The 18,364-nt window shown below is 35.0% G+C and carries 22 protein-coding genes; 7 read left to right on the top strand and 15 right to left on the bottom strand.

What is annotated here, in order from left to right; all coding sequences use genetic code 11:
• Positions 1-244: 244 nt before the first annotated feature.
• Positions 245-1,339, bottom strand: a complete 1,095-nt coding sequence (locus tag G4D63_RS12690; protein ID WP_163180033.1) for a BsuPI-related putative proteinase inhibitor — start codon at positions 1,337-1,339, stop codon at positions 245-247.
• Between the two features lie 163 nt (positions 1,340-1,502).
• Between G4D63_RS12690 and G4D63_RS12685 the strand changes: the two genes are divergently transcribed.
• Positions 1,503-1,739: a hypothetical protein gene (locus G4D63_RS12685; RefSeq protein ID WP_163180032.1), complete on the top strand. Its 237-nt coding sequence runs from the start codon at positions 1,503-1,505 to the stop codon at positions 1,737-1,739.
• A gap of 95 nt (positions 1,740-1,834) precedes the next feature.
• Here G4D63_RS12685 and G4D63_RS22475 read toward each other — a convergent pair whose 3' ends face one another.
• Positions 1,835-2,134: a TIGR04104 family putative zinc finger protein gene (locus G4D63_RS22475; RefSeq protein WP_163180031.1), complete on the bottom strand. Its 300-nt coding sequence runs from the start codon at positions 2,132-2,134 to the stop codon at positions 1,835-1,837.
• 127 nt (positions 2,135-2,261) lie between these two features.
• Complete coding sequence (locus tag G4D63_RS12675; RefSeq protein WP_163180030.1) at positions 2,262-3,395, bottom strand: zinc-dependent alcohol dehydrogenase; 1,134 nt, start codon at positions 3,393-3,395, stop codon at positions 2,262-2,264.
• A gap of 158 nt (positions 3,396-3,553) precedes the next feature.
• On the opposite strand from G4D63_RS12675, the gene G4D63_RS12670 reads away from it, so the two are divergent.
• Entirely contained in the window at positions 3,554-4,630 is a 1,077-nt protein-coding gene (locus G4D63_RS12670; protein WP_163180029.1) for a DUF3900 domain-containing protein, read from the top strand.
• A 30-nt stretch (positions 4,631-4,660) separates the two neighbouring features.
• Here the strand turns inward: G4D63_RS12670 and G4D63_RS12665 are convergent, their stop codons facing one another.
• The 5 genes from G4D63_RS12665 to G4D63_RS12645 form a co-directional block, all read right to left on the bottom strand.
• Positions 4,661-5,551 (bottom strand): MBL fold metallo-hydrolase, encoded by an 891-nt coding sequence (locus G4D63_RS12665; RefSeq protein WP_163180028.1) that lies wholly within the window; start codon positions 5,549-5,551, stop codon positions 4,661-4,663.
• 357 nt (positions 5,552-5,908) lie between these two features.
• Entirely contained in the window at positions 5,909-6,307 is a 399-nt protein-coding gene (locus tag G4D63_RS12660; protein ID WP_163180027.1) for a nucleoside 2-deoxyribosyltransferase, read from the bottom strand.
• A 46-nt stretch (positions 6,308-6,353) separates the two neighbouring features.
• The gene (locus G4D63_RS12655; RefSeq protein WP_163180026.1) at positions 6,354-6,899 is read right to left on the bottom strand and encodes an HD domain-containing protein; all 546 of its coding nucleotides are present in this window, start codon (positions 6,897-6,899) and stop codon (positions 6,354-6,356) included.
• Between the two features lie 54 nt (positions 6,900-6,953).
• A complete protein-coding gene (locus tag G4D63_RS12650) occupies positions 6,954-7,421 on the bottom strand; it encodes an SAM-dependent methyltransferase (RefSeq protein WP_163180025.1) in 468 nt (155 codons plus the stop codon).
• 18 nt (positions 7,422-7,439) lie between these two features.
• The gene (locus G4D63_RS12645) at positions 7,440-8,081 is read right to left on the bottom strand and encodes a pyridoxamine 5'-phosphate oxidase family protein (RefSeq protein WP_163180024.1); all 642 of its coding nucleotides are present in this window, start codon (positions 8,079-8,081) and stop codon (positions 7,440-7,442) included.
• Between the two features lie 142 nt (positions 8,082-8,223).
• On the opposite strand from G4D63_RS12645, the gene G4D63_RS12640 reads away from it, so the two are divergent.
• Complete coding sequence (locus G4D63_RS12640) at positions 8,224-8,400, top strand: hypothetical protein (protein ID WP_163180023.1); 177 nt, start codon at positions 8,224-8,226, stop codon at positions 8,398-8,400.
• Positions 8,401-8,519: 119 nt separating this feature from the next.
• Here the strand turns inward: G4D63_RS12640 and G4D63_RS12635 are convergent, their stop codons facing one another.
• The 5 genes from G4D63_RS12635 to G4D63_RS12615 all read right to left on the bottom strand — a co-directional run bounded on the left by G4D63_RS12635 (position 8,520) and on the right by G4D63_RS12615 (position 13,403).
• Positions 8,520-8,792 (bottom strand): hypothetical protein, encoded by a 273-nt coding sequence (locus G4D63_RS12635; RefSeq protein ID WP_204559123.1) that lies wholly within the window; start codon positions 8,790-8,792, stop codon positions 8,520-8,522.
• 266 nt (positions 8,793-9,058) lie between these two features.
• Positions 9,059-10,027: an MBL fold metallo-hydrolase gene (locus tag G4D63_RS12630; protein ID WP_163180022.1), complete on the bottom strand. Its 969-nt coding sequence runs from the start codon at positions 10,025-10,027 to the stop codon at positions 9,059-9,061.
• A gap of 181 nt (positions 10,028-10,208) precedes the next feature.
• Positions 10,209-10,970, bottom strand: coding sequence for a DNA alkylation repair protein (locus G4D63_RS12625; RefSeq protein ID WP_163180021.1), 762 nt, complete (start codon positions 10,968-10,970; stop codon positions 10,209-10,211).
• A gap of 225 nt (positions 10,971-11,195) precedes the next feature.
• Positions 11,196-12,191: a Gfo/Idh/MocA family protein gene (locus G4D63_RS12620; RefSeq protein ID WP_163180020.1), complete on the bottom strand. Its 996-nt coding sequence runs from the start codon at positions 12,189-12,191 to the stop codon at positions 11,196-11,198.
• Between the two features lie 177 nt (positions 12,192-12,368).
• On the bottom strand, positions 12,369-13,403 hold the full coding sequence (locus G4D63_RS12615) for an ATP-binding protein (RefSeq protein WP_163180019.1): 1,035 nt from the start codon (positions 13,401-13,403) through the stop codon (positions 12,369-12,371).
• Positions 13,404-13,646: 243 nt separating this feature from the next.
• On the opposite strand from G4D63_RS12615, the gene G4D63_RS12610 reads away from it, so the two are divergent.
• Together G4D63_RS12610 and G4D63_RS12605 are read left to right on the top strand one after the other, a co-directional pair.
• A complete protein-coding gene (locus G4D63_RS12610) occupies positions 13,647-13,943 on the top strand; it encodes a hypothetical protein (protein WP_204559127.1) in 297 nt (98 codons plus the stop codon).
• 113 nt (positions 13,944-14,056) lie between these two features.
• Positions 14,057-15,106: a M42 family metallopeptidase gene (locus G4D63_RS12605; RefSeq protein WP_163180018.1), complete on the top strand. Its 1,050-nt coding sequence runs from the start codon at positions 14,057-14,059 to the stop codon at positions 15,104-15,106.
• A gap of 55 nt (positions 15,107-15,161) precedes the next feature.
• Here the strand turns inward: G4D63_RS12605 and G4D63_RS12600 are convergent, their stop codons facing one another.
• Positions 15,162-15,818 (bottom strand): HAD family hydrolase, encoded by a 657-nt coding sequence (locus tag G4D63_RS12600; protein ID WP_163180017.1) that lies wholly within the window; start codon positions 15,816-15,818, stop codon positions 15,162-15,164.
• 147 nt (positions 15,819-15,965) lie between these two features.
• Here G4D63_RS12600 and G4D63_RS12595 point away from each other — a divergent pair, with 147 nt between their 5' ends.
• Positions 15,966-17,213 carry an ATP-binding protein gene (locus tag G4D63_RS12595; protein WP_239585978.1) on the top strand — a complete coding sequence of 416 codons (1,248 nt, stop codon included), beginning with the start codon at positions 15,966-15,968 and terminating at the stop codon, positions 17,211-17,213.
• A gap of 97 nt (positions 17,214-17,310) precedes the next feature.
• Entirely contained in the window at positions 17,311-17,715 is a 405-nt protein-coding gene (locus G4D63_RS12590; RefSeq protein ID WP_163180015.1) for a hypothetical protein, read from the top strand.
• Between the two features lie 6 nt (positions 17,716-17,721).
• Here G4D63_RS12590 and G4D63_RS12585 read toward each other — a convergent pair whose 3' ends face one another.
• Positions 17,722-18,357, bottom strand: a complete 636-nt coding sequence (locus G4D63_RS12585; RefSeq protein WP_163180014.1) for a LysE family transporter — start codon at positions 18,355-18,357, stop codon at positions 17,722-17,724.
• Positions 18,358-18,364: the final 7 nt, after the last annotated feature.

The following is an 18,364-nucleotide window of genomic DNA, read 5'->3' as shown; positions in this document are numbered from 1 at the left end:
AATTATTATTGAGAACCTCAGGGTGAGGGGTTTGGCATATTAGATAAATAGTTATTGTTCTGTTAACAAATTTTCTAGTTAACATAATATATATTATGAGAACCAATTTAAAAAAACCAAAATAAGACTCACAATCACAAGATTACTTAGTTTTTGAGACGAAAACAAAAATTAATACAGATATGTTTATTTCAATAAAACAAAAAAACCTTAGATGATCTCTAAAGTCTTTTGAATTCGTTACTTATTGAAACGGTAACCACAATGCACGCCAAACATTATTTTCGTCTTTTTCCATCTTAAACTCTAGTATTTCGCCATCAAGTTCAAACTCGATATTTACACGGTTTTGATTAACTAGTAAAACGTTAAATTCTCTTACTTGATTCAGTTTTTCCATAAATACCTTTACATTTGCAATTCTGTCATTAGATTCTGCTACGTATTGGTCAATTGGCATATTATCTTGATCTACAAAATGATAATAATATAGAGTTTCAAAATCTTCGTTAGCTTGAGTATTCATATATAGCTTGAAAATCTGGAATGGTTGTAAGTTAGCTAAATATGATGAATCAGTTTCTTTATTCAGTTTAAAATTTTCTAATAATTCCGTTAACTTATCATCGAGCTCAAGTACAGATTTCTCAAGTTCAATGGTAAGTGGTTGATCCATTATAAACTCCTGAATAACTTGTTGCTTGTTATCATTTACAGTAAATAGAAACTCCACCTTAGTTCCATCATGTATGAACTGAATCTGTGATTTTGCAGCATCAGTTAATTGATAAGCTGATGTTTTGCCATCTACTTCAATCTCTACAGATTGAGAATCAATTACCCCGACTAAAGTTCCAGATGATTTTGAAAATGAGTTATCTACTATTAAATCCATCATAACCTTTGCTTGCTCTTCTTTTGCAGTTAAAAACGCTTCTACAACATACTTTCCATTTTGTAATCCTGAGAATATAAATTCCTTTTCTAATAGATCTTTCGGTTTCATTGCTAACTCTTCCATAGCTTGTGTGGACATGAATTCATCGGAATATTGGTAAGCCTTATTCCCTTCCTCATCATATACAATAACGTCAGCTTGTAATCCACTTGTAAAAGTAAGTAATTGATCCTCATTAGAGATGTTTTCTACCTTATAAACTACCTTAATCTGATTATTTTCTTCTCCTGCTTCAATATACGTTTTAAATGTTGTGTGAACTTCTTCTTGGTGTTCTATGTTTTGATTTCCCTGAGTTGTACCTTCAACTGCCCCACAACCACTAAGTAATGCTATTGTTAGGGCTGAACCTATGATCTGCATATATGATTTTTTAAACATATTTCTAACTCCTTTAAATTGTATAATTGATTGCTTCAGTAAGTTAGACGATATGTAATTATGTTTGTTACAGTTTTATTATGTTTTTTTTACAATTTTATACTTTATAATAAAAATCCTTTATAATAAAATAAGTTTCTACACTAAAAGGAGATGATTCTGTATGGCTAAATCTAAAGCAAAAAGATTTCGAGAGAAGCTTGCTCGTGAAGGAAAGAGAAATCCGGAGAATAGTCGAAGCCCATTTGCATCGTTAGACTTAACAACCAGAAAAACAAAAACCAAAAAGGATGTCCTATATAGTAGCAAGTATAAGAACGGTCAATCCAATGAGGATCATGATCGTTCTTTTTATTTTTGCCCTTTTTCTAAAAGTTTGTTATTTTTCTTAGTTAATTAATCTATTCTAATTTTAATCAAAGTCGTTCCAGACTTGGGTCTTCTATAAAAATAAAAAAGGATGAAATCTTTAAGACTCATCCAGGGATTAATAGACTAGCTTTTATTTGGTTCAAGTCTATACCTTACGATAAAAGGAACAAATAATGAAATGCAAAATCCTACGATCAGCATTAGAATAATTTTGGGAAATAGGGACAGTGCATAAAATAACTCACCAAATATAAGCATAGGTACTATGATCAGTAGAGAGACAAAAATTTGAGATTTATTTGTAACCTTATGCTTTTTATCGCAATGGTTACATTTTAGTGGCTTGTAAGCTTCCCAAATATTTTTAAAAATATTTGACCATTTAAATTGATTTCCACATTCTTTGCAAGTATGTTGGTTCATCTTCTCACCCTATTATTATCGTTTAGTCTCACTTTACCATAAAAACTAGAATTAGATAATGATTTTAAAGTTATAGATGCTTTTACCAATTAAAAAACCGCTCAGTAACTGAGCAGTTTAAGATAAATTATGGCTTTAGGATTACCTTAATGCAATCGTCCTCTCTTCCATTAAACATCTTATACCCATGGCTAGCCTCATCTAAAGCGAGCTTATGTGTAATAATGTCTCTTGGGTCGAATTCTTCTTTTGTGATTTTATCGTATAGCTCAGGCATTAAATGGATTACTGGGGCTTGCCCCATTTTAATAGATATATTTCTTGAAAAGAATGCACCTAGTGGGAAGTTATTATAATTAGCACCGTAAACCCCTGTTAATTGAACGGTTCCGAATTTACGAACTGCCTTTGTTGCGATTTGGATTGCACCCAGTGTTCCGCCTTGAAGTTTAAGTTTTTGTTCGATGAATTCAAGTGGTGACTTTTTACCATCCATTCCAACACAATCAATAACAACATCTGCTCCGCCTGAAGTGATTTCTTTAAGATACTCTCCCATATCTGGATAATCCGTAAAATCAAACGTTTCCACTTTGTTGGTTTGTTTTGCATGATTTAACCTATATCCGAGGTAATCAACGGCAATGACTCTCTTAGCTCCTTGCATCCATGCAAATTTTTGTGCCATTAATCCTACAGGTCCGCAGCCTAAAATGACTACTGTGTCTCCTTTTTTAACACCAGCATGGAGAACACTCCAATATGCCGTTGGAAGAACATCACTTAAGAATAGTAAGGACTCATCTTCTAATTCACATGATTCAGGGACTAGGAATGGGGTGAAATTCCCATATGGAACCTTTAAATACTCAGCCTGTCCTCCTGGATGATCACCAAATTTCTCAGTGTAACCAAAATATCCCCCAGAATCATAGTGAGGATTTGAGTTATCACACTGACTTTCCATTTCATGCTGACAGTAATGACATTGGCCGCAGGAAACATTAAAAGGAACAACAACCCGATCCCCTTTTTTGACCTTTGTGACTTCAGGACCAACCTCTTCTACGATTCCCATTGGCTCATGGCCGATAATATAACCATGAGGTAATGGCATATTTCCTTGGTATAGATGTAAATCAGAACCACATATAGCTGTTGATGTTATTTTAACGATAATATCATCTTTTTTCTCAATTTTTGCATCCTTAACTTGGGTTACTTCTACCTGGTTTGGGCCTTGATAGGTTACTGCTTTCAACTTACCCACCTCCATCCATTATTTGAAGATAGTATTCTTCAATTGTAAGTTTTTTACTCTTTCTTAACGTGAATCAATCTCTCTATCTTTAATTGACGATATACTTCTCCTCTCCTATACTTGTCTAGAGTAAATACATGAATAAAGGTGACTATTAGATGGATTTTCAGATAAACTATTTATCGTTTTATGTAGTTCAGGTTGAAGGACAAGGTGAATTGTCTCAAAAAAGTTATAAACATTTTAAAACATTGGATTCAGACTCTTATGAATACAGTACTTTAAAGGATTTCTTAGATGGAGAACTAGCAAAGATTGTAAAGCGTAAGGTCGAACGGCATCCGAAGACTGAAAAGGTGCCCACTAAGCTAGGTTATTTTATTACTGCTGAAGGACATGAGCTTGATTCTAACCCAAATTATAACCTGTTCCAGCGAGTTAGATTTGCGGACAGTGTTGAAAAGTTCAAAGATGAGGGAGAAAAATTTGTTGTTGCCTATACAGAAGCTAGCGCAGTTCGTGAAGGAGTATTTATCATTGCTACAGCTAAGCTTAACCAGTATTTTGATAATCCCTTTGTATTTATCATGAAATGTGATTTTGAACCTAAAGTTGCCTCAATATCTGATGAAACAACACTAATTCGAAATGTTGAAATGGCCATTACAACCAAAAATATGAAGTCCATTCAATATCCATATATGCCTGAAGAAGGAATGATTGAAGAAAGCGAAGTGAAGCTTCATCAATCCTCTCATGCAAGATATTTCGAGGACTTCTTAAAATACGTCGAATATAGAGAGTCAATGCCAGAAATCGTGAAATCACAAGTTTTGGGGATGGTTCAGCAGCATATAGATGAATCGTATGACCCTGATAGTGAGGACCGTGAAAAGTTTGAATCCGCTATGGAGGTTTGGGCCACAAGCCCAAAGCGTGAACTACAGGAGCGTTTTACAACAGAACAAGTAATGGAAGCTTCATCACAAATTATTGAACATACACCCGAAATTGGATTAAGTCTCAAACTTGATCATATTCAAGTGAAAGGTATGCTTTCTGACTTTGGGGAAAGCGTTCATATTGCAAAAATTAATGGTCGATTTTTAATTCTGATTGAAGGGGATTCGGTGGTGTTTGAAAAGGGGTATACACCTCTTGAGCTATTGAAGCCTGAAGCTCTCCATGATGTCATTGAGAAAATTGAGAATAAAACAAATAGAAACTCTGAATAGCAAAAAAGGACCTGAGAAGGTCCTTTTTTGCTATTTCGTTCCTATTAGCTCACCATCTTTAGTAGAGACAGTAAGACCAAGTCGATGTAAATGCTTACGTATCCCGCTTCTCTCCCATGTTTTAAAAATTGGTACATCTAATGTGTTTTCTGGATAAAAAATTCCAATCTCTGTTAACTCTTCGAAAGAAAGCCCTTTACGAGCATACTTCTCTATAATTTCATCACGATGATCAATGATCGAAAGGTACTTAACCATTTCAGTTTTGAATTCCTGCTTTGTAAAAATTCCTTTTTGATGTCCAGTTATATAGGTGGTTGCATCAAGGTCTATTAACCGTTTTCCTGATGCAATAAACTCCTCAATATCTCCATCTGTTCCGTTGTACCATGGACCAAATGATGTCATATCATAATCACCAACATAAACAACACCTAAATCTGGGAAGTATGGAGATCCAAGACCACTTGTATGCCCTGGAGTATGAAGAAAATGAACTTTTACATCACCAAATAAGTATTCGATCTCATATTCATAAGTACCAGTTATTTCTCCTATACTGTTAATCCACTTTTCAGGTAAATTATTCTTCCACATTTCAATACCGGCTTGACCCCACTCTTGGTAAATTCCATTTGATTTTGCTATTCCATCAATGGTTCTAGCTGTCTTGAATTCAATCGGATTTATCCATTTTTCAGCATGCGGAAACATATAGTTATGCTGAGTATGATCCGGATGATAATGTGTATTCATAATCAACTCAATTCCAAATTCCTGGTTAACCCGAACTAATGAATCTGGATCGGCTCCAGAATCAAATAATACCTTTTCTGCACAATCAAGGTACAGACTTCTTGAAAAAGGAACCTTGCTATGATTAGGGCCTTCAATAAGTAGTAACGGACCAATACGTTCCAAGTATAATCACCTCTGTTAACAGTTTATGTATTAATATTATTTTACCAAAATAAATGTTGAATGAATGTTCATTCATTATACCATACCTTTTATGAATTTTTAAGAATTGTTTTATAAGATCTCTTATCCTACGTATAAAAGTTTATTTTCTAATTTTTTCAGCCTCATCTGTTTACTGTGTTTAATTAAAGTCTAGCTTATATTTGTAACTTATGTATGTAACTGCTTAAAAGAAAACGTACTATTAGAAGGAGAGACAACAAAAAAAGGAACTCTATGGTTCCTTGTTCTTCGTTCAACGCCGCTGTCATCAACGTCAATTAAAATAAAATGTTCCTCCTAGGAAGGATAGGCGTGCTAGTTAATCTTTTTCTCATGTGATAAGACGAAGGATGCAAATTCCTCTATGTTTCCAACAAATTTTTTCACTTCAGGTAAGTGATAAAATGTACTTGAATCTTCGGGATTATTTATATTTTCAGTAGGTGAATATAGGTAGATTCTTTTTGAAAGACCTATTGCGATTCCAAGTTCTATATGAGTACCTTTCCCACCAGGTAACAGGACCACAAGGAAGTCTGAATTTTGAACGGCCTCTTTCTCCTTCTGACCTATTTGGCACAGTTGATCTAGAGTATTTGCTCTTCCGTTTAATGTCCAATCATATGTATGGATGAATCCTTCTTCTATTAATCGCTTCGTGATTTCTCTAACATTCGAAAAGTTCTCCAACCCAGACGCAACGTAAAATTTCATATATTATTCCCCTCATAAAGCTCATTTTATAATCTATTTATAAAAGTTACTTGAAAAAGTCTTGAACTAGTTTATCAAACTGTCGAAAGAAATCTGGGACTTTTTCTTCTTCTACATTCTCAAACAATGAGGAAGCTACATTTGTGTAATACCATGCTTGTTGCTTCTTCCCGCGTTTAAAATGGGACCAGATATCCTGAGCAGAATGTTCGTTCTCTTTAAGCATACTTCTTAGATTATCTAGCTTGTCAGCTGCAATCAAGCACTTAATATCAAAGCTTGCTGTTTTCACTAAATCAATAGTGTGTTGTTTTCGTTCTTCCCATGATTTTGATTTATCCTCAGTGTTTCCTGCTACGATATGTGCAACTTGCTCTCCGAATCTCTCTCTAATTTCAGATATGGTCACTTCTGTATCTTCGACCGTATCATGTAAATAACCAGCAGCAATTACCTCGTCAGACAAACCAGCGTCTTGTAAAATCATAGCTACAGCTTCTGGATGAACAAAGTAAGGTTCAGTTGATAGCTTTCTTGTTTGGCCTTCATGTGCATCCATGGCAAAAAATCTTGCTTGTTCTACTAATTCCATACAGATTACCTCCCATTAAATTTAATAGTAAAGTAGCTGTTGTAAAAAGGATGCTCATTTATAATATCTATCCATCAATTCATTAGCCCAATGAGGTTGTTCTACCTTTCCAATTGGCCCGAACTCCTTCATATAAGGTTTGATATCTAAAATAGGTGTTCCAACGATGGCGTCCAACGATTGAACTGTGATTTGGTAATTGTGAATAGATATGATCTTACAGCGTGATAATCCTATTCTATTAGGTCGCGCTTTTGGACGCTGTGCAAATATACCAACCTTCGGCCAGTTTAAATTATTGCGTGGATGACGTGCTGTTAGTTCAATTTGATCTTCTTTTACACCATGCATAAAGTAGATTACTTCCAGATGGGAAAAGTCAGTTAATCCCATTAGTACATCAGTCGAATACTGAGCCGAATCAATTTCAATGATAGAAATCTCACTACCCCAAAAGTCATCTTCAATAACCTCTCTGCCGCTAATTACCTTGCCAATAGGCTTTAGTAACACTTGTTCCATCTAATTCACCTATCCCTTTTAATATAATCTCTTAGAATAGCTTTCTTTTAATGTGTCATTGATAGTTTCTACGGTTAATTCTTCTTTTTTAACATGATCCTTTAAAACTTCTGCCATAGATGGAAGGTCTTGACGCTTAGGCCAACTATCAGGATTCCAAAGATGTGAACGTTTAAAAGCCTTTGCACAATGCATAAAAATTTCTTCAATTTCTACAACAATTCCTAAATGTGGCACTTTATGTTGTGCAGACATCTTCTCAAGCCAATGTTGATCACGAATAATAAATGCTCTCCCGTTTATACGAAGTGTTTCTTCCATTCCAGGAATCATAAAAATTAACCCAACATGAGGATTGGTAAGTATGTTATGAATAGAGTCAGCGCGCTTATTACCAGGTCTTTCTGGAATAATTACATGATGTTCATCTACAATATAAACAAATCCTGGTGCATCTCCTCTAGGTGAGGCATCACATGTTCCGTCTGAATTTGATGTGGAGATAACTAAAAAGGGTGAGTGTTGAATGATGGTCTTACAGTGAGAGTCTAGTTTTGTAATTACCTTATTACCCGCTAATAAACTAGGCTCACCTAAAAAAGATCTCAGCTCATGTTCATTTGAAACAATTTCTTTAAATTCCGGTTTCGTAAGGTTCATCATGTTCCTCCACATTCTTTTTTACTTATATATTACCATATTTTCCTAATATACAAGGCGATTCAGGCTCGACCCAAAAGAATAATTACATGAATAGTTTGGAAAGGTATGAATGTATTTAATTGAAAAAGGGTGAGTTAACATGATTATTAGGATTCTTTTAATTGTAGGACTTATTACAGACGTAGTGATTACTGTCTTTATGCTCACATTTATTGATGAAATTGGAATTTTGATGTTTATAGTAGTCGTTGCTTTTTTATTTGGAGGAACTATATTTAGCTATAGGATGCTACGTAAAGGCTTTAAAGGGAGCTAGTTAGCTCCCTTTTATTAGTTCAAAGAAGGTATTATGGTCTCGATCACAAGCTGTTCTTCTATACGATCAATCGCGAAAAATCAACATAACTTGCAGCTCATAATAAAAAGCAGTTGATTCTACTCAACTGCCCTAGGATTTCCTTTGTCTGTTTTGGTTAGCGTGTATTTAATTGTAGCAACGGTTCCAACACCATATAGTGCATATTTCAAACCAATTAGAAAAATGTCAAAAGTAAAGTCCTTGTACTCGAACATCGCAAATGCAATGCCAAGCACTACAGCAGTAATTGGAATATAACGATTATGAATGCCTGTTGCTTGTCGGATTGCAAATAAAAGGACGGCTAATCCAACATATGCAGTAAATTCCATTCCCATTAATGTCTCCACTCTTATCCCCTCCTACTTGAATCTATGTGCATAGATGGAAAAGGATGACAAGCTTTGTGGGTGGATTTTTAAAATGTTTGTCTTAAGATGTGTAAAGCAGGAGCATTCCTATTTTTTCTTTAATATACCTAAATACTCTTCCCAAGGACCAACAGGGAATTAAATCTCTACTAATATTCTATTTTCGTCATTTATCACTGATTCCTGTTGTTGTTAGTAATTACTTTTCTATAGGACTATAGTAACTATTTTATATGTGTAATACCCTATTTAGTTCCAGTGCTAGTCATTAATGTATAAATTGTGTTCAGGTTAGCCCTAAAATAGTTAGTGAAATACCAGTCTTGATACATTTTAGGAATTAAAATATCATCTATATTTTCTTTATTTTGAATAGAGTTCTTAACAAGCTGCACGATTTCTTTTAAGTAACCTCTTACTTCATGAAGTTCCTTGATTGAACAAATTTCGCCGTGGCCCGGAATGATAGTTTCAATATCAAGAATTTCGATCTGTTCTAAAATATTTAACCATTCAACGGGACTTGCATGAATCATTACAGGATGATGCTTAGAAAGCACCAGATCACCCGTAATGACAATCTTATCTTCAGGAAGGTAAACAAATGTATCACTTTGGGTATGCCCACCACCATAACTAATAAGCTTAACTATTCGGTCACTTCCATGTATGGAAAGCTGATGATTAAAAGTAAATGTTGGTAAAGTATAAACCAATTGTGGAAGTGCATTCATGTACTCACGTTCACTAGCAATTTCCCATTGGAGTTCTTTTTTAAACTTTCCGTTTGTCTCTTGTTTAAGTTTTTCCTCCATTTCGTCTATTCCCCTAACAATAGGTTCAGGATTTGATAACTGCTGAGTCCATCTATCTTTTCCGAATGTCTCCATAATTTCACGAGTAATTGAGGTAGAGATTATATGGGCTGTAGGGGTAAACACTTGATTTCCTGTTGTATGATCACTATGCCAATGTGTATTGACTACATATGAAACTGCTTTACCCGTTAGGTAGGTTGCAGCCTTCAGTAAATCTTCTGCAGCTTTTATGGTTGTAAAAGTGTCGACCACTAACGTTGTATCACCCAAATCAATGATCGCTGCATTACCTACTGACCCTGTGCCAGGAACTGATATTGCCGCGTATATACCCTCTGCAACTTGATTAACCTTAAAATGTTTAGAACCTGCGAAAGCATCTATCCTATTTTTCATGTGTAACCTCTTTTCAGAATATACTATTCTTTTATAATATCAGGAAAATTTAACCAACTTCAATTCTTTTCTATTACTCTATTTTTCAGATCGCTTCCCTTCGATAATCTTAAAAGAATTGTTAAAATTTCTTTAATAAGAAGATCATTGCTAGTTTAATGTTATCTTCAAAACCATTCATTCAAAAAAGAAAAAACCAAGCCACAAAAGTGTGGATTGGTTTTTTGACGTGCTTCTTAACAAATACTCGTTTTTTTTTTTTTCCTATGTTTCCTTTATCTCTAACCTTTTCGATATATGTCTTAGCCAGTGGTACCTTACAAGCGGTGGTTCCAATATCCACATGAACCTTCCCAATCTGACTTGCAACAGTAATTGCCTCTTCATGAAGTGATTCAACAAAGGATCCCACACAAATAACAAATTGATTCATTGCATAACGAACCCTGTTTCGCTCCTGATGGAGTTGGTTTTGTGCATCTTGTAAGTATTTGCGTATATCAGCTATATTCACTTGTTCATTTGGCGTAATGGATATATAGTGGGCATATGTACTCCAGCCACATACTGCTATCATTTCATGCTCAGATTGCATCCAGTCTTCTGCTAATTCGATGGCATATTTACTTTCTGCAGTAACTCCAGCAACCGTATATTCTGCCAGCATATACCAATATGCACCTTTTACCCACTCCTGTAAAATATCCTTTTCCATTAATTTAGGATTCACAGAAAGCCCCGCTAAATACATAGCATCATGATTACCCGTTGAATATAGGGCCAAGGCGAGATGTTGATCTTTTTTGACATGCTTGGCAAGCTTCTTTAAATCGCCAACCTTGACACCAAATAACGGTTCTTTTGCACCATGTGAACGATATATGTTTTTCGTCTGTTCAGAACCCAGCTCTCTGAGTTGATCCATTACCTCTTCTATGTTCATACATCACCTACATATAATTTATATTTATCTTTTTTCTTCTGATAGCTGCTCTAGTTTTGATTCAATTTCGTTCATTTTTTTAGATAATTCTTGAGCGTTCCTTTTCTTTTTTCTGTTGGATCGGACAAGAACTAAAATTATTACAATGGGGATAATTATGAGACTTGCGGCAAAAAGCTGAAAAATCAGGCCTCCAAGATTCAACATCTGTTTATTCCCTCTACCCTATTTATACTGGTCAACTAGATAAAGTCCATTTGGTAAGTCGGGATTTTTGAATGCTTCAAGGACTACCTGTACATTATAGCCAACCTTGAAATCATACAAATTAGCTGTATTTCCCCTAACCGCATCAATAAGATGATCAAAAAGTGTACCAACATGTATTCCTTCTGTCGAAATCTCTTCATATGGTTGGCCAACCTTGCCACCCTTTAAATTACCCCAATTTTCTAATAGTAAGGAACCTTCAGTACCATGAATCACTAGCTCTACTCTTTCTTGCCCAGGTATTTGACTGATGCCATCAAGATATACTGTAACCCCGTTATCTAATGTTAGTTTAGCATTTACACTATTTTCACATAATGTTTCGTCTTCAGGATAATTCACTTCACCCTGTATAAAGTTAATTTGCCCGAAATTCTTTTGAATGAATTGAATCCAATGAGCACCAACCTCTAAAATATAGCCACCCTGCTCTCTTTTACCAACCCAGCTATTTGTTTGCCAAAAACGTGGCCATTGAGGGAAATGTAGGTTTAAATCAATTCTTCTGATTTCACCAATATAGCCAGTTTGGATAAGATTCATCATTTTATACATTTGTGCTTGATAGTTTAACGGGAAGTTCATCATATGTATAAGTGAGGTATTTTCAACTGCATTTACCATTGATAATGCCTCTTCTAAAGAGTTAGCTAAGGGTTTTTCGCAAAGGATATGTACACCGGCTGCAATTGTGTCTAGTGCCACTTGCTCATGAAATTTAGGTGGAACAGCTATGTAAACAATATCAAGATCTACCTGTTTTAATAGTTCTTGATGAGTGGTGAAGTAGTTCGGTATCGAATATTCTTCTGAGACCTCTTTTGCTAATGATTCATTTGCATCACAAACTGCAACTACTTCAAGTTGTTCCGCATATTGTTCAGCGATGGGCTTTAACATCCTATTTCCAATAGCTCCTAGGCCAATAATACCGAGTTTAATTTTACTCATCTTTAACTCCTCCTCTTTCCTATTATTTTAGCTATTTTTTCTCAATGATGCTAGTAATGTTGATTAAAAGGCATTTCTTCTATGTATTGTACCACTAAAAATACAACTATCACTCGGAATGAAATCAAGTGGTAGTTGTACAATGCTTTCATATGAGTAACAAGATTTGTTTTGATCTCAGTGAATCGGTAAAGCAATGTGAAAAGTGGTTCCAATTCCAAGTTTACTCTCAATGTTAATTTGTCCCTTATGTTCCATAACTGCTGCAAGAACTTGAGTTAGCCCCATACCTGTTCCAGTATCTTTTGTTGAATAAAACGGGGTACCTAGCATGGACAGCTTTTCTTCTGGAATACCGACTCCAGTATCGGTGATTTTGATGTTGGCGATTCCATCTAGGACATTATATTCGATAAAAATTTTACCTTTATCATTGATCGCTTCTATCGCATTCTTGATTAAGTTAAAAAAAGATTTTACTAGAATGTTCTTCTTACCTAAAAGTAGAATATCAGTATTTTGATAGTTTTTAATCAGCTCTATATGATAAGTCTTTTCTTGAAATAAGAATATAATAGCATCCAGCTCTTCACATAAATTAATGGACGTAACAGGTTCATTTAATTGTTCAGGCTTTGAAACCTGTAACAAATTATTTAACGTTACTAATGCTTTCTGTAATTCACTTTCAATCGTTTCAAGATAGGAATGATTCATTTCCTCTTTTAATAACTGAACAAATCCTTTTACAGCAGTTAAAGGGTTTCTAACTTCATGGGCAATTCCAGCAGCAAACTGACCAATTGAACTCAATTTGTCTTTATGAGCTAACAAACGTTCGGCTTTCTTTTGTTTTGTAATGTCCCTTATAAAGATCAAAGCTAAAGGTGCTTTGTCACCATTATAAGGAATGCCTTTAATCTCTACATCTACAACCATTCCTGAACATGTAATTAGTTTTTGTTCCATTTCTTCTGCTACGAGTTTATTTACTAGAATCTGACTAATTCTTTCTTTACATATTTCATGATAATGTGGGTGTAAAAAGTCACTGAAATCCCGACTTAGCAAAGGATTGTCTACCTTACATTCTAGTAAATCATAGGCTGTCTGGTTATGGTACATGACTGTACTATTTGTATCTATAATGACTACTCCACTTAATGTACGCTCTATAATCTGTTCAAAGTCAATTGTTTCTGTCCTATTCATCAATCTATCTCCTGAAAAAGCATTAAATTTTATTACGAGAATCGTAACACATTTTTAAGGTATTTAATATCAAATTATTTGTTCATTTATTTTATGGACTGAGATGTCTTTACCTGATATGAGAATATTTAAAACAAATGAAAAAAAGCACAATAACGGGCCTCCGTCTAGTCCGCATTTGTCTTAGATACATAGTCTAAAAGGAAGATGCTTTTTATAAAGAAATGAGAGGAGATTAACATCATGATCAATCAAAGAAGGTTTCCATTTGGATATGGATATGGCGGAGCATTTGGTCCAGGCTTCGGACCCGGCTATGGTGCTGGATTTGGAGCGTTCGGACCTGGAATCGGGTTTGGTCCTGGTTTTGGACCTGGATATGGCTATGGTTATGGCCCGGGTTTTGGCCCTGGATTCGGAGGAGTCGGACCATTTGGAGGTCCTTTAGGAGCAGGGCTTCTTGGACTTGGTTTAGGATTCTTAGGAGGAGAACTTCTAGACGGCCCTTATCGTGGGTATAGTCCAAGAAGAATTTATTAGTTAACAATAGACCACAGATCATTTTTGACTGTGGTCTTCCTCTTTTGTATGTATAATAGACTTGTAGCCCTTCGCTTTGCGAAGGAAGTTAAGTCAAAAAAACGGGGGATCTTATGACAAAAATTCTAGTAGAAGATACGATTGAATTAATTAAAAACCTAGTATCAATCCCAAGTCCATCTGGGAATACAAATGAAGTGATTACATATGTAGAGAATTTCTTAGCTGAACTTAATGTAGAAACAAAGAGAAATCGTAAAGGTGGACTGATTGCCACTATTGAAGGTCAGAATAAGAAAGAACATCGAATGCTAACAGCCCATGTGGACACTTTAGGTGCCATGGTAAAAGAAATAAAACCAAATGGACGTCTCAAAATTGACTTAATAGGTGGCTTTAAATATAACTCCATCGAAGGAGAATATTGCCAAATTCAAACATCATCTGGAGGAGTATTCACAGGAACGATCTTGATGCATCAAACCTCTGTTCATGTATATAAGGATGCTGGCAAAGCTGAGCGAAACCAAGATAATATGGAAGTTAGAATTGACGAGAAAGTTCATAATGCAGATCAAGTTCGTGGATTAGGTATTGAGGTTGGAGATTTCGTTTCGTTCGATCCTCGTGTTCAAGTACTTCCTAACGGATTTATTAAATCGCGACACCTTGATGACAAAGCAAGTGTAGGAATATTACTACAATTAATAAGAGAAATTGCAACGGAAAAGCTTGAACTTCCATACACTACTCATTTCTTGATTTCAAATAATGAAGAAATCGGATACGGAGGGAACTCTAATATCACACCTGAAACTGTTGAATACTTAGCAGTTGATATGGGAGCAATGGGTGATGGTCAGTCTACAGATGAATATACTGTTTCCATCTGTGTAAAAGATGCTAGTGGTCCATATCACTATGAATTTAGAAAAAACCTAGTCAAATTAGCAGAAGAACATGCTGTTGGGTACAAATTAGATATCTATCCATACTATGGTTCAGATGCGTCAGCTGCGATTCGCTCTGGTCATGATATTGTCCATGGATTGATTGGCCCAGGGATTGACTCTTCACACGCTTTTGAACGTACACATAAAGACTCCATTGAAAACACGACTAAACTCCTATATCACTATGTGCAATCTAACATAGTTAAATAAACAAAAAACCAACAGATTAAGACTCTGTTGGTCTTTTTGCATGACTTACATAGGGCTATGACATAGAAATATGCTGTAATAATTGATCAAAGTGTATTTCTTTCATAGATTGAATTTCATATATATGCCCTTCAAAAGATAGAAATCTGGTTACATTATTCGGAACAATTACGCAATCCAGTTCTGCTCCAATAGCCGCTTTAAGTCCATTTAATGAATCCTCAAATGCAAATACATGCTCTGGATTGACACCGAGGGCCTTCACTGCTTCTATGTAAAGTTCAGGATGTGGCTTTACTTGATCTACATCATCCGATGTTTTGATAACTTTAAAGTAGTGGGCTATTTGAAATTGATTAAGAAATCTGTCTACCCAAGCTCGACTTGAGCTAGATGCTAGCCCAATTTGTAAGCCATTCCTTTTTGCTGCTTCCAAATAATCAATAACCCCTTCTCTTAGTTGAAGTATGTGAGCCTTACTTTCATAGAGCTTGGAGGTTTTTTCTTTTATTTCATTCCGATCTAAACTTCTTCCCGCCAAAGAATTTAATGTTTCATATAGCATTCCATTTGTTGTACCTATACATGTCGCAAATTCTGATAATTGTAAATCACAATCATAATCACACATGACCTCTTTAAAAACTTCAAACCAAAGTGACTCAGTATCAACTATTAGTCCGTCAAAATCAAATATTACTGCTTTTTTCATTTTTCTATCCCCTTCACTATTAATCTGATAAAATTTAAAAATGAAAGCGCTTTATTACCTCTTCCATTTTTTGTGAAATTTGGTTATGATAAAAGATAGTCTTAGATTACTATACTAATTGAAAGGAGTGTCTAGTGTTTGAAATTTATGAATTATAAACAAATTAATAGACTTAATCCACTTGTAATATTTAGTATCTTAATTGTGTCTGCCTTTATCTTACTCTTATTCCTTCTACTACTATTTGATATTGAGATCACTAATCAAACCCTTTATTTAGTTATTATTCCTTATTTTTTTATCTCTTCTATGTGTAGCTATATCTTACATTCTATTTTAGAAAATAAATCTTTGCAAAAACAACAAGAAAGTGAAGAACGGTATAAAAATTTAGTTGAAAATCATCCTGATGGTATTCTTATTCACCATAATGGGATCATTTTGTACGCTAACCCCGCTATGTATCAATTACTTGGCTATGAATACGGAACGGCTACAGGTGATTCGATATTAAAATACGCTCATCCTTCTACTCATGAAATTATTGCAAGGAGACAAGAAGAAGCGTATAGAGGTAATGAAAACGCATGCTACGACCTACTAGAAATTGAATTAATTCATAGCAGTGGACGCCCTTTGTATGTAGAGTCAAAGGCAATTCTTTGTTATTATAATCAGCTAAAATGTGTGCAGCTTGTTTTAAGAGACATTTCAGAGAGGAAGAAAACAGAAGAGTTATTAATGGTTTCCGATAAGCTTGCAGTAGTTGGACAGCTTGCAGCAGGAATTGCTCATGAGATTAGAAATCCATTAACAAGTATCAAGGGCTTTATCCAAGTAATGCGGGAATCTGCTCACTCTACTCTTTATTATGATGTGATCCTTTCAGAACTCGACCGATTGAATCAAGTAACGAATGACTTTTTAATCTTAGCAAAGCCACAGGCAAAAGATTTCCGCCGATTTGATCTGAACAAAATTATATCTGAAATCATAACCCTACTCAAACCTGAGGCCTTATTACATCAGGTTGATATTAACCTACACACCGTTAACCAAGAGGTAACCGTATTATGTGATGTAAACGAACTTAAGCAGGCATTTATTAATATTTTAAAAAATTCAACTGAAGCAATTACGAATGGTGGTACCATTGATGTTACGGTTGAGCTTGTAAATGAAGTAACAAAAGTATCCATTCAGGATAATGGAGTTGGGATTCCAAAGGACCGTCTCCATAATATTGGTCAACCATTTTATACGTTAAAAGAAAAAGGTACCGGACTCGGACTCATGACAACCATAAAGATTATTGAAAATCATAACGGAATCTTTAGAATACATAGTGAAGAAAATAAGGGGACAACAGTCATAGTTGAGTTTCCACATCATTAAACAGTCCCTCCCTCAAATTAAAATAATCCAACTTTATCTAAGCTTTCACGTTTAGATTAGATATATTCGGACACATTAAGGTTTGGGAGGGACCTGTATGTTTACTTTTCGTGGTGATGCACATAAGTTTTTTTTGAAGATAAAAAGTTCTCAACAAGAGCAGCAAACGCAAATAAAGGAAATTAATGAACTCACTTCTATTATTAAATTTTATCAAACGCTCGACCGCTCCTTGCTTCATAAAATTAAATATCAGATGATGAAGGAGCAACAAGCTTCTGGATCTATTCCATTACTAGTAACAACTGTACCTTGGTTGTTATTTATTTTTTCTAAACCGTTGCTTAATTTGCTTTTTGGTAACTTTAATTTATGGGTTCCCTTTGTCCTTATATATGTATCCCTCTTATTACTCGGTATCTACTTACATTTCCATGAGCGAGCGTGGGCAAAGGTTCATATTGAGATCATTGAGGATATCTTATCAGAACGGGCCAATTGAGTTAACTTACCAACCGAACAATGCATGAATCCCTTGGAACCCAAAATAGATTCCAAAGCCGATTAACGACACCCCAGATACTATGGAGATGATAATGATACTCTTCAACGTCAGGAATTTCCTAAAGCCTGAAGTTAAACTTGCAACAAAAAGGTCCCAAACAGCTAAGCCTAGGAAAATCATTGAGCTATAAATTAATAGCTCTTGTGTTCCATAGGTTACAGCTGTTTTTGCCAGTACCGAGCCATAAATACCGAGCCAGAAAAGGATGGATAACGGACTAGAAATAGACATGATAAATCCTGTTAAAAAGCATTTTAATAATGAATCTTTACTTCTTATGTGATGAAGATTTATTTTATTGGCACTCAAAATATTTTCTACACCTGAGTAGATCAGAACGAATCCTCCAAATAACCATAGAAATACCTGAATGGGTGGAGACTCTAGGAAATGAACAACTCCGAAATAAACCAATGCCATAAATATACCATCGGCAATCATCGACCCTACTCCAACAACCCATGCGTGCAAAAAACCATTTTTTAATCCTTTATCAAGGCGAACAGAATTAACGGGACCAATTGGAGCTGCTAATGTAATACCTAATAAGACGTAACTTACTAAAATACTTATACTCAAATGAGAT

Source organism: Bacillus mesophilus (assembly GCF_011008845.1).
Lineage (GTDB): Bacteria > Bacillota > Bacilli > Bacillales > SA4 > Bacillus_BS > Bacillus_BS mesophilus.
The sequence above is the reverse complement of the archived record's forward strand: the minus strand, read 5'-3'. Positions and strand labels throughout refer to the sequence as shown.

Coding starts and splice junctions, on each gene's coding strand:
- G4D63_RS12625 (WP_163180021.1), bottom strand. CDS start 10,970: ATGAACATAGAAGAGGTAATGGATCAACTCAGAGAGCTGGGTTCTGAA.
- G4D63_RS12670 (WP_163180029.1), top strand. CDS start 3,554: ATGGATTTTCAGATAAACTATTTATCGTTTTATGTAGTTCAGGTTGAA.
- G4D63_RS12605 (WP_163180018.1), top strand. CDS start 14,057: ATGACAAAAATTCTAGTAGAAGATACGATTGAATTAATTAAAAACCTA.
- G4D63_RS12655 (WP_163180026.1), bottom strand. CDS start 6,899: ATGGAATTAGTAGAACAAGCAAGATTTTTTGCCATGGATGCACATGAA.
- G4D63_RS12595 (WP_239585978.1), top strand. CDS start 15,966: ATGAATTATAAACAAATTAATAGACTTAATCCACTTGTAATATTTAGT.
- G4D63_RS12690 (WP_163180033.1), bottom strand. CDS start 1,339: ATGTTTAAAAAATCATATATGCAGATCATAGGTTCAGCCCTAACAATA.
- G4D63_RS22475 (WP_163180031.1), bottom strand. CDS start 2,134: ATGAACCAACATACTTGCAAAGAATGTGGAAATCAATTTAAATGGTCA.
- G4D63_RS12600 (WP_163180017.1), bottom strand. CDS start 15,818: ATGAAAAAAGCAGTAATATTTGATTTTGACGGACTAATAGTTGATACT.
- G4D63_RS12645 (WP_163180024.1), bottom strand. CDS start 8,081: ATGAACCTTACGAAACCGGAATTTAAAGAAATTGTTTCAAATGAACAT.
- G4D63_RS12630 (WP_163180022.1), bottom strand. CDS start 10,027: ATGAAAAATAGGATAGATGCTTTCGCAGGTTCTAAACATTTTAAGGTT.
- G4D63_RS12640 (WP_163180023.1), top strand. CDS start 8,224: ATGATTATTAGGATTCTTTTAATTGTAGGACTTATTACAGACGTAGTG.
- G4D63_RS12590 (WP_163180015.1), top strand. CDS start 17,311: ATGTTTACTTTTCGTGGTGATGCACATAAGTTTTTTTTGAAGATAAAA.
- G4D63_RS12685 (WP_163180032.1), top strand. CDS start 1,503: ATGGCTAAATCTAAAGCAAAAAGATTTCGAGAGAAGCTTGCTCGTGAA.
- G4D63_RS12620 (WP_163180020.1), bottom strand. CDS start 12,191: ATGAGTAAAATTAAACTCGGTATTATTGGCCTAGGAGCTATTGGAAAT.
- G4D63_RS12650 (WP_163180025.1), bottom strand. CDS start 7,421: ATGGAACAAGTGTTACTAAAGCCTATTGGCAAGGTAATTAGCGGCAGA.
- G4D63_RS12660 (WP_163180027.1), bottom strand. CDS start 6,307: ATGAAATTTTACGTTGCGTCTGGGTTGGAGAACTTTTCGAATGTTAGA.
- G4D63_RS12615 (WP_163180019.1), bottom strand. CDS start 13,403: ATGAATAGGACAGAAACAATTGACTTTGAACAGATTATAGAGCGTACA.
- G4D63_RS12610 (WP_204559127.1), top strand. CDS start 13,647: ATGATCAATCAAAGAAGGTTTCCATTTGGATATGGATATGGCGGAGCA.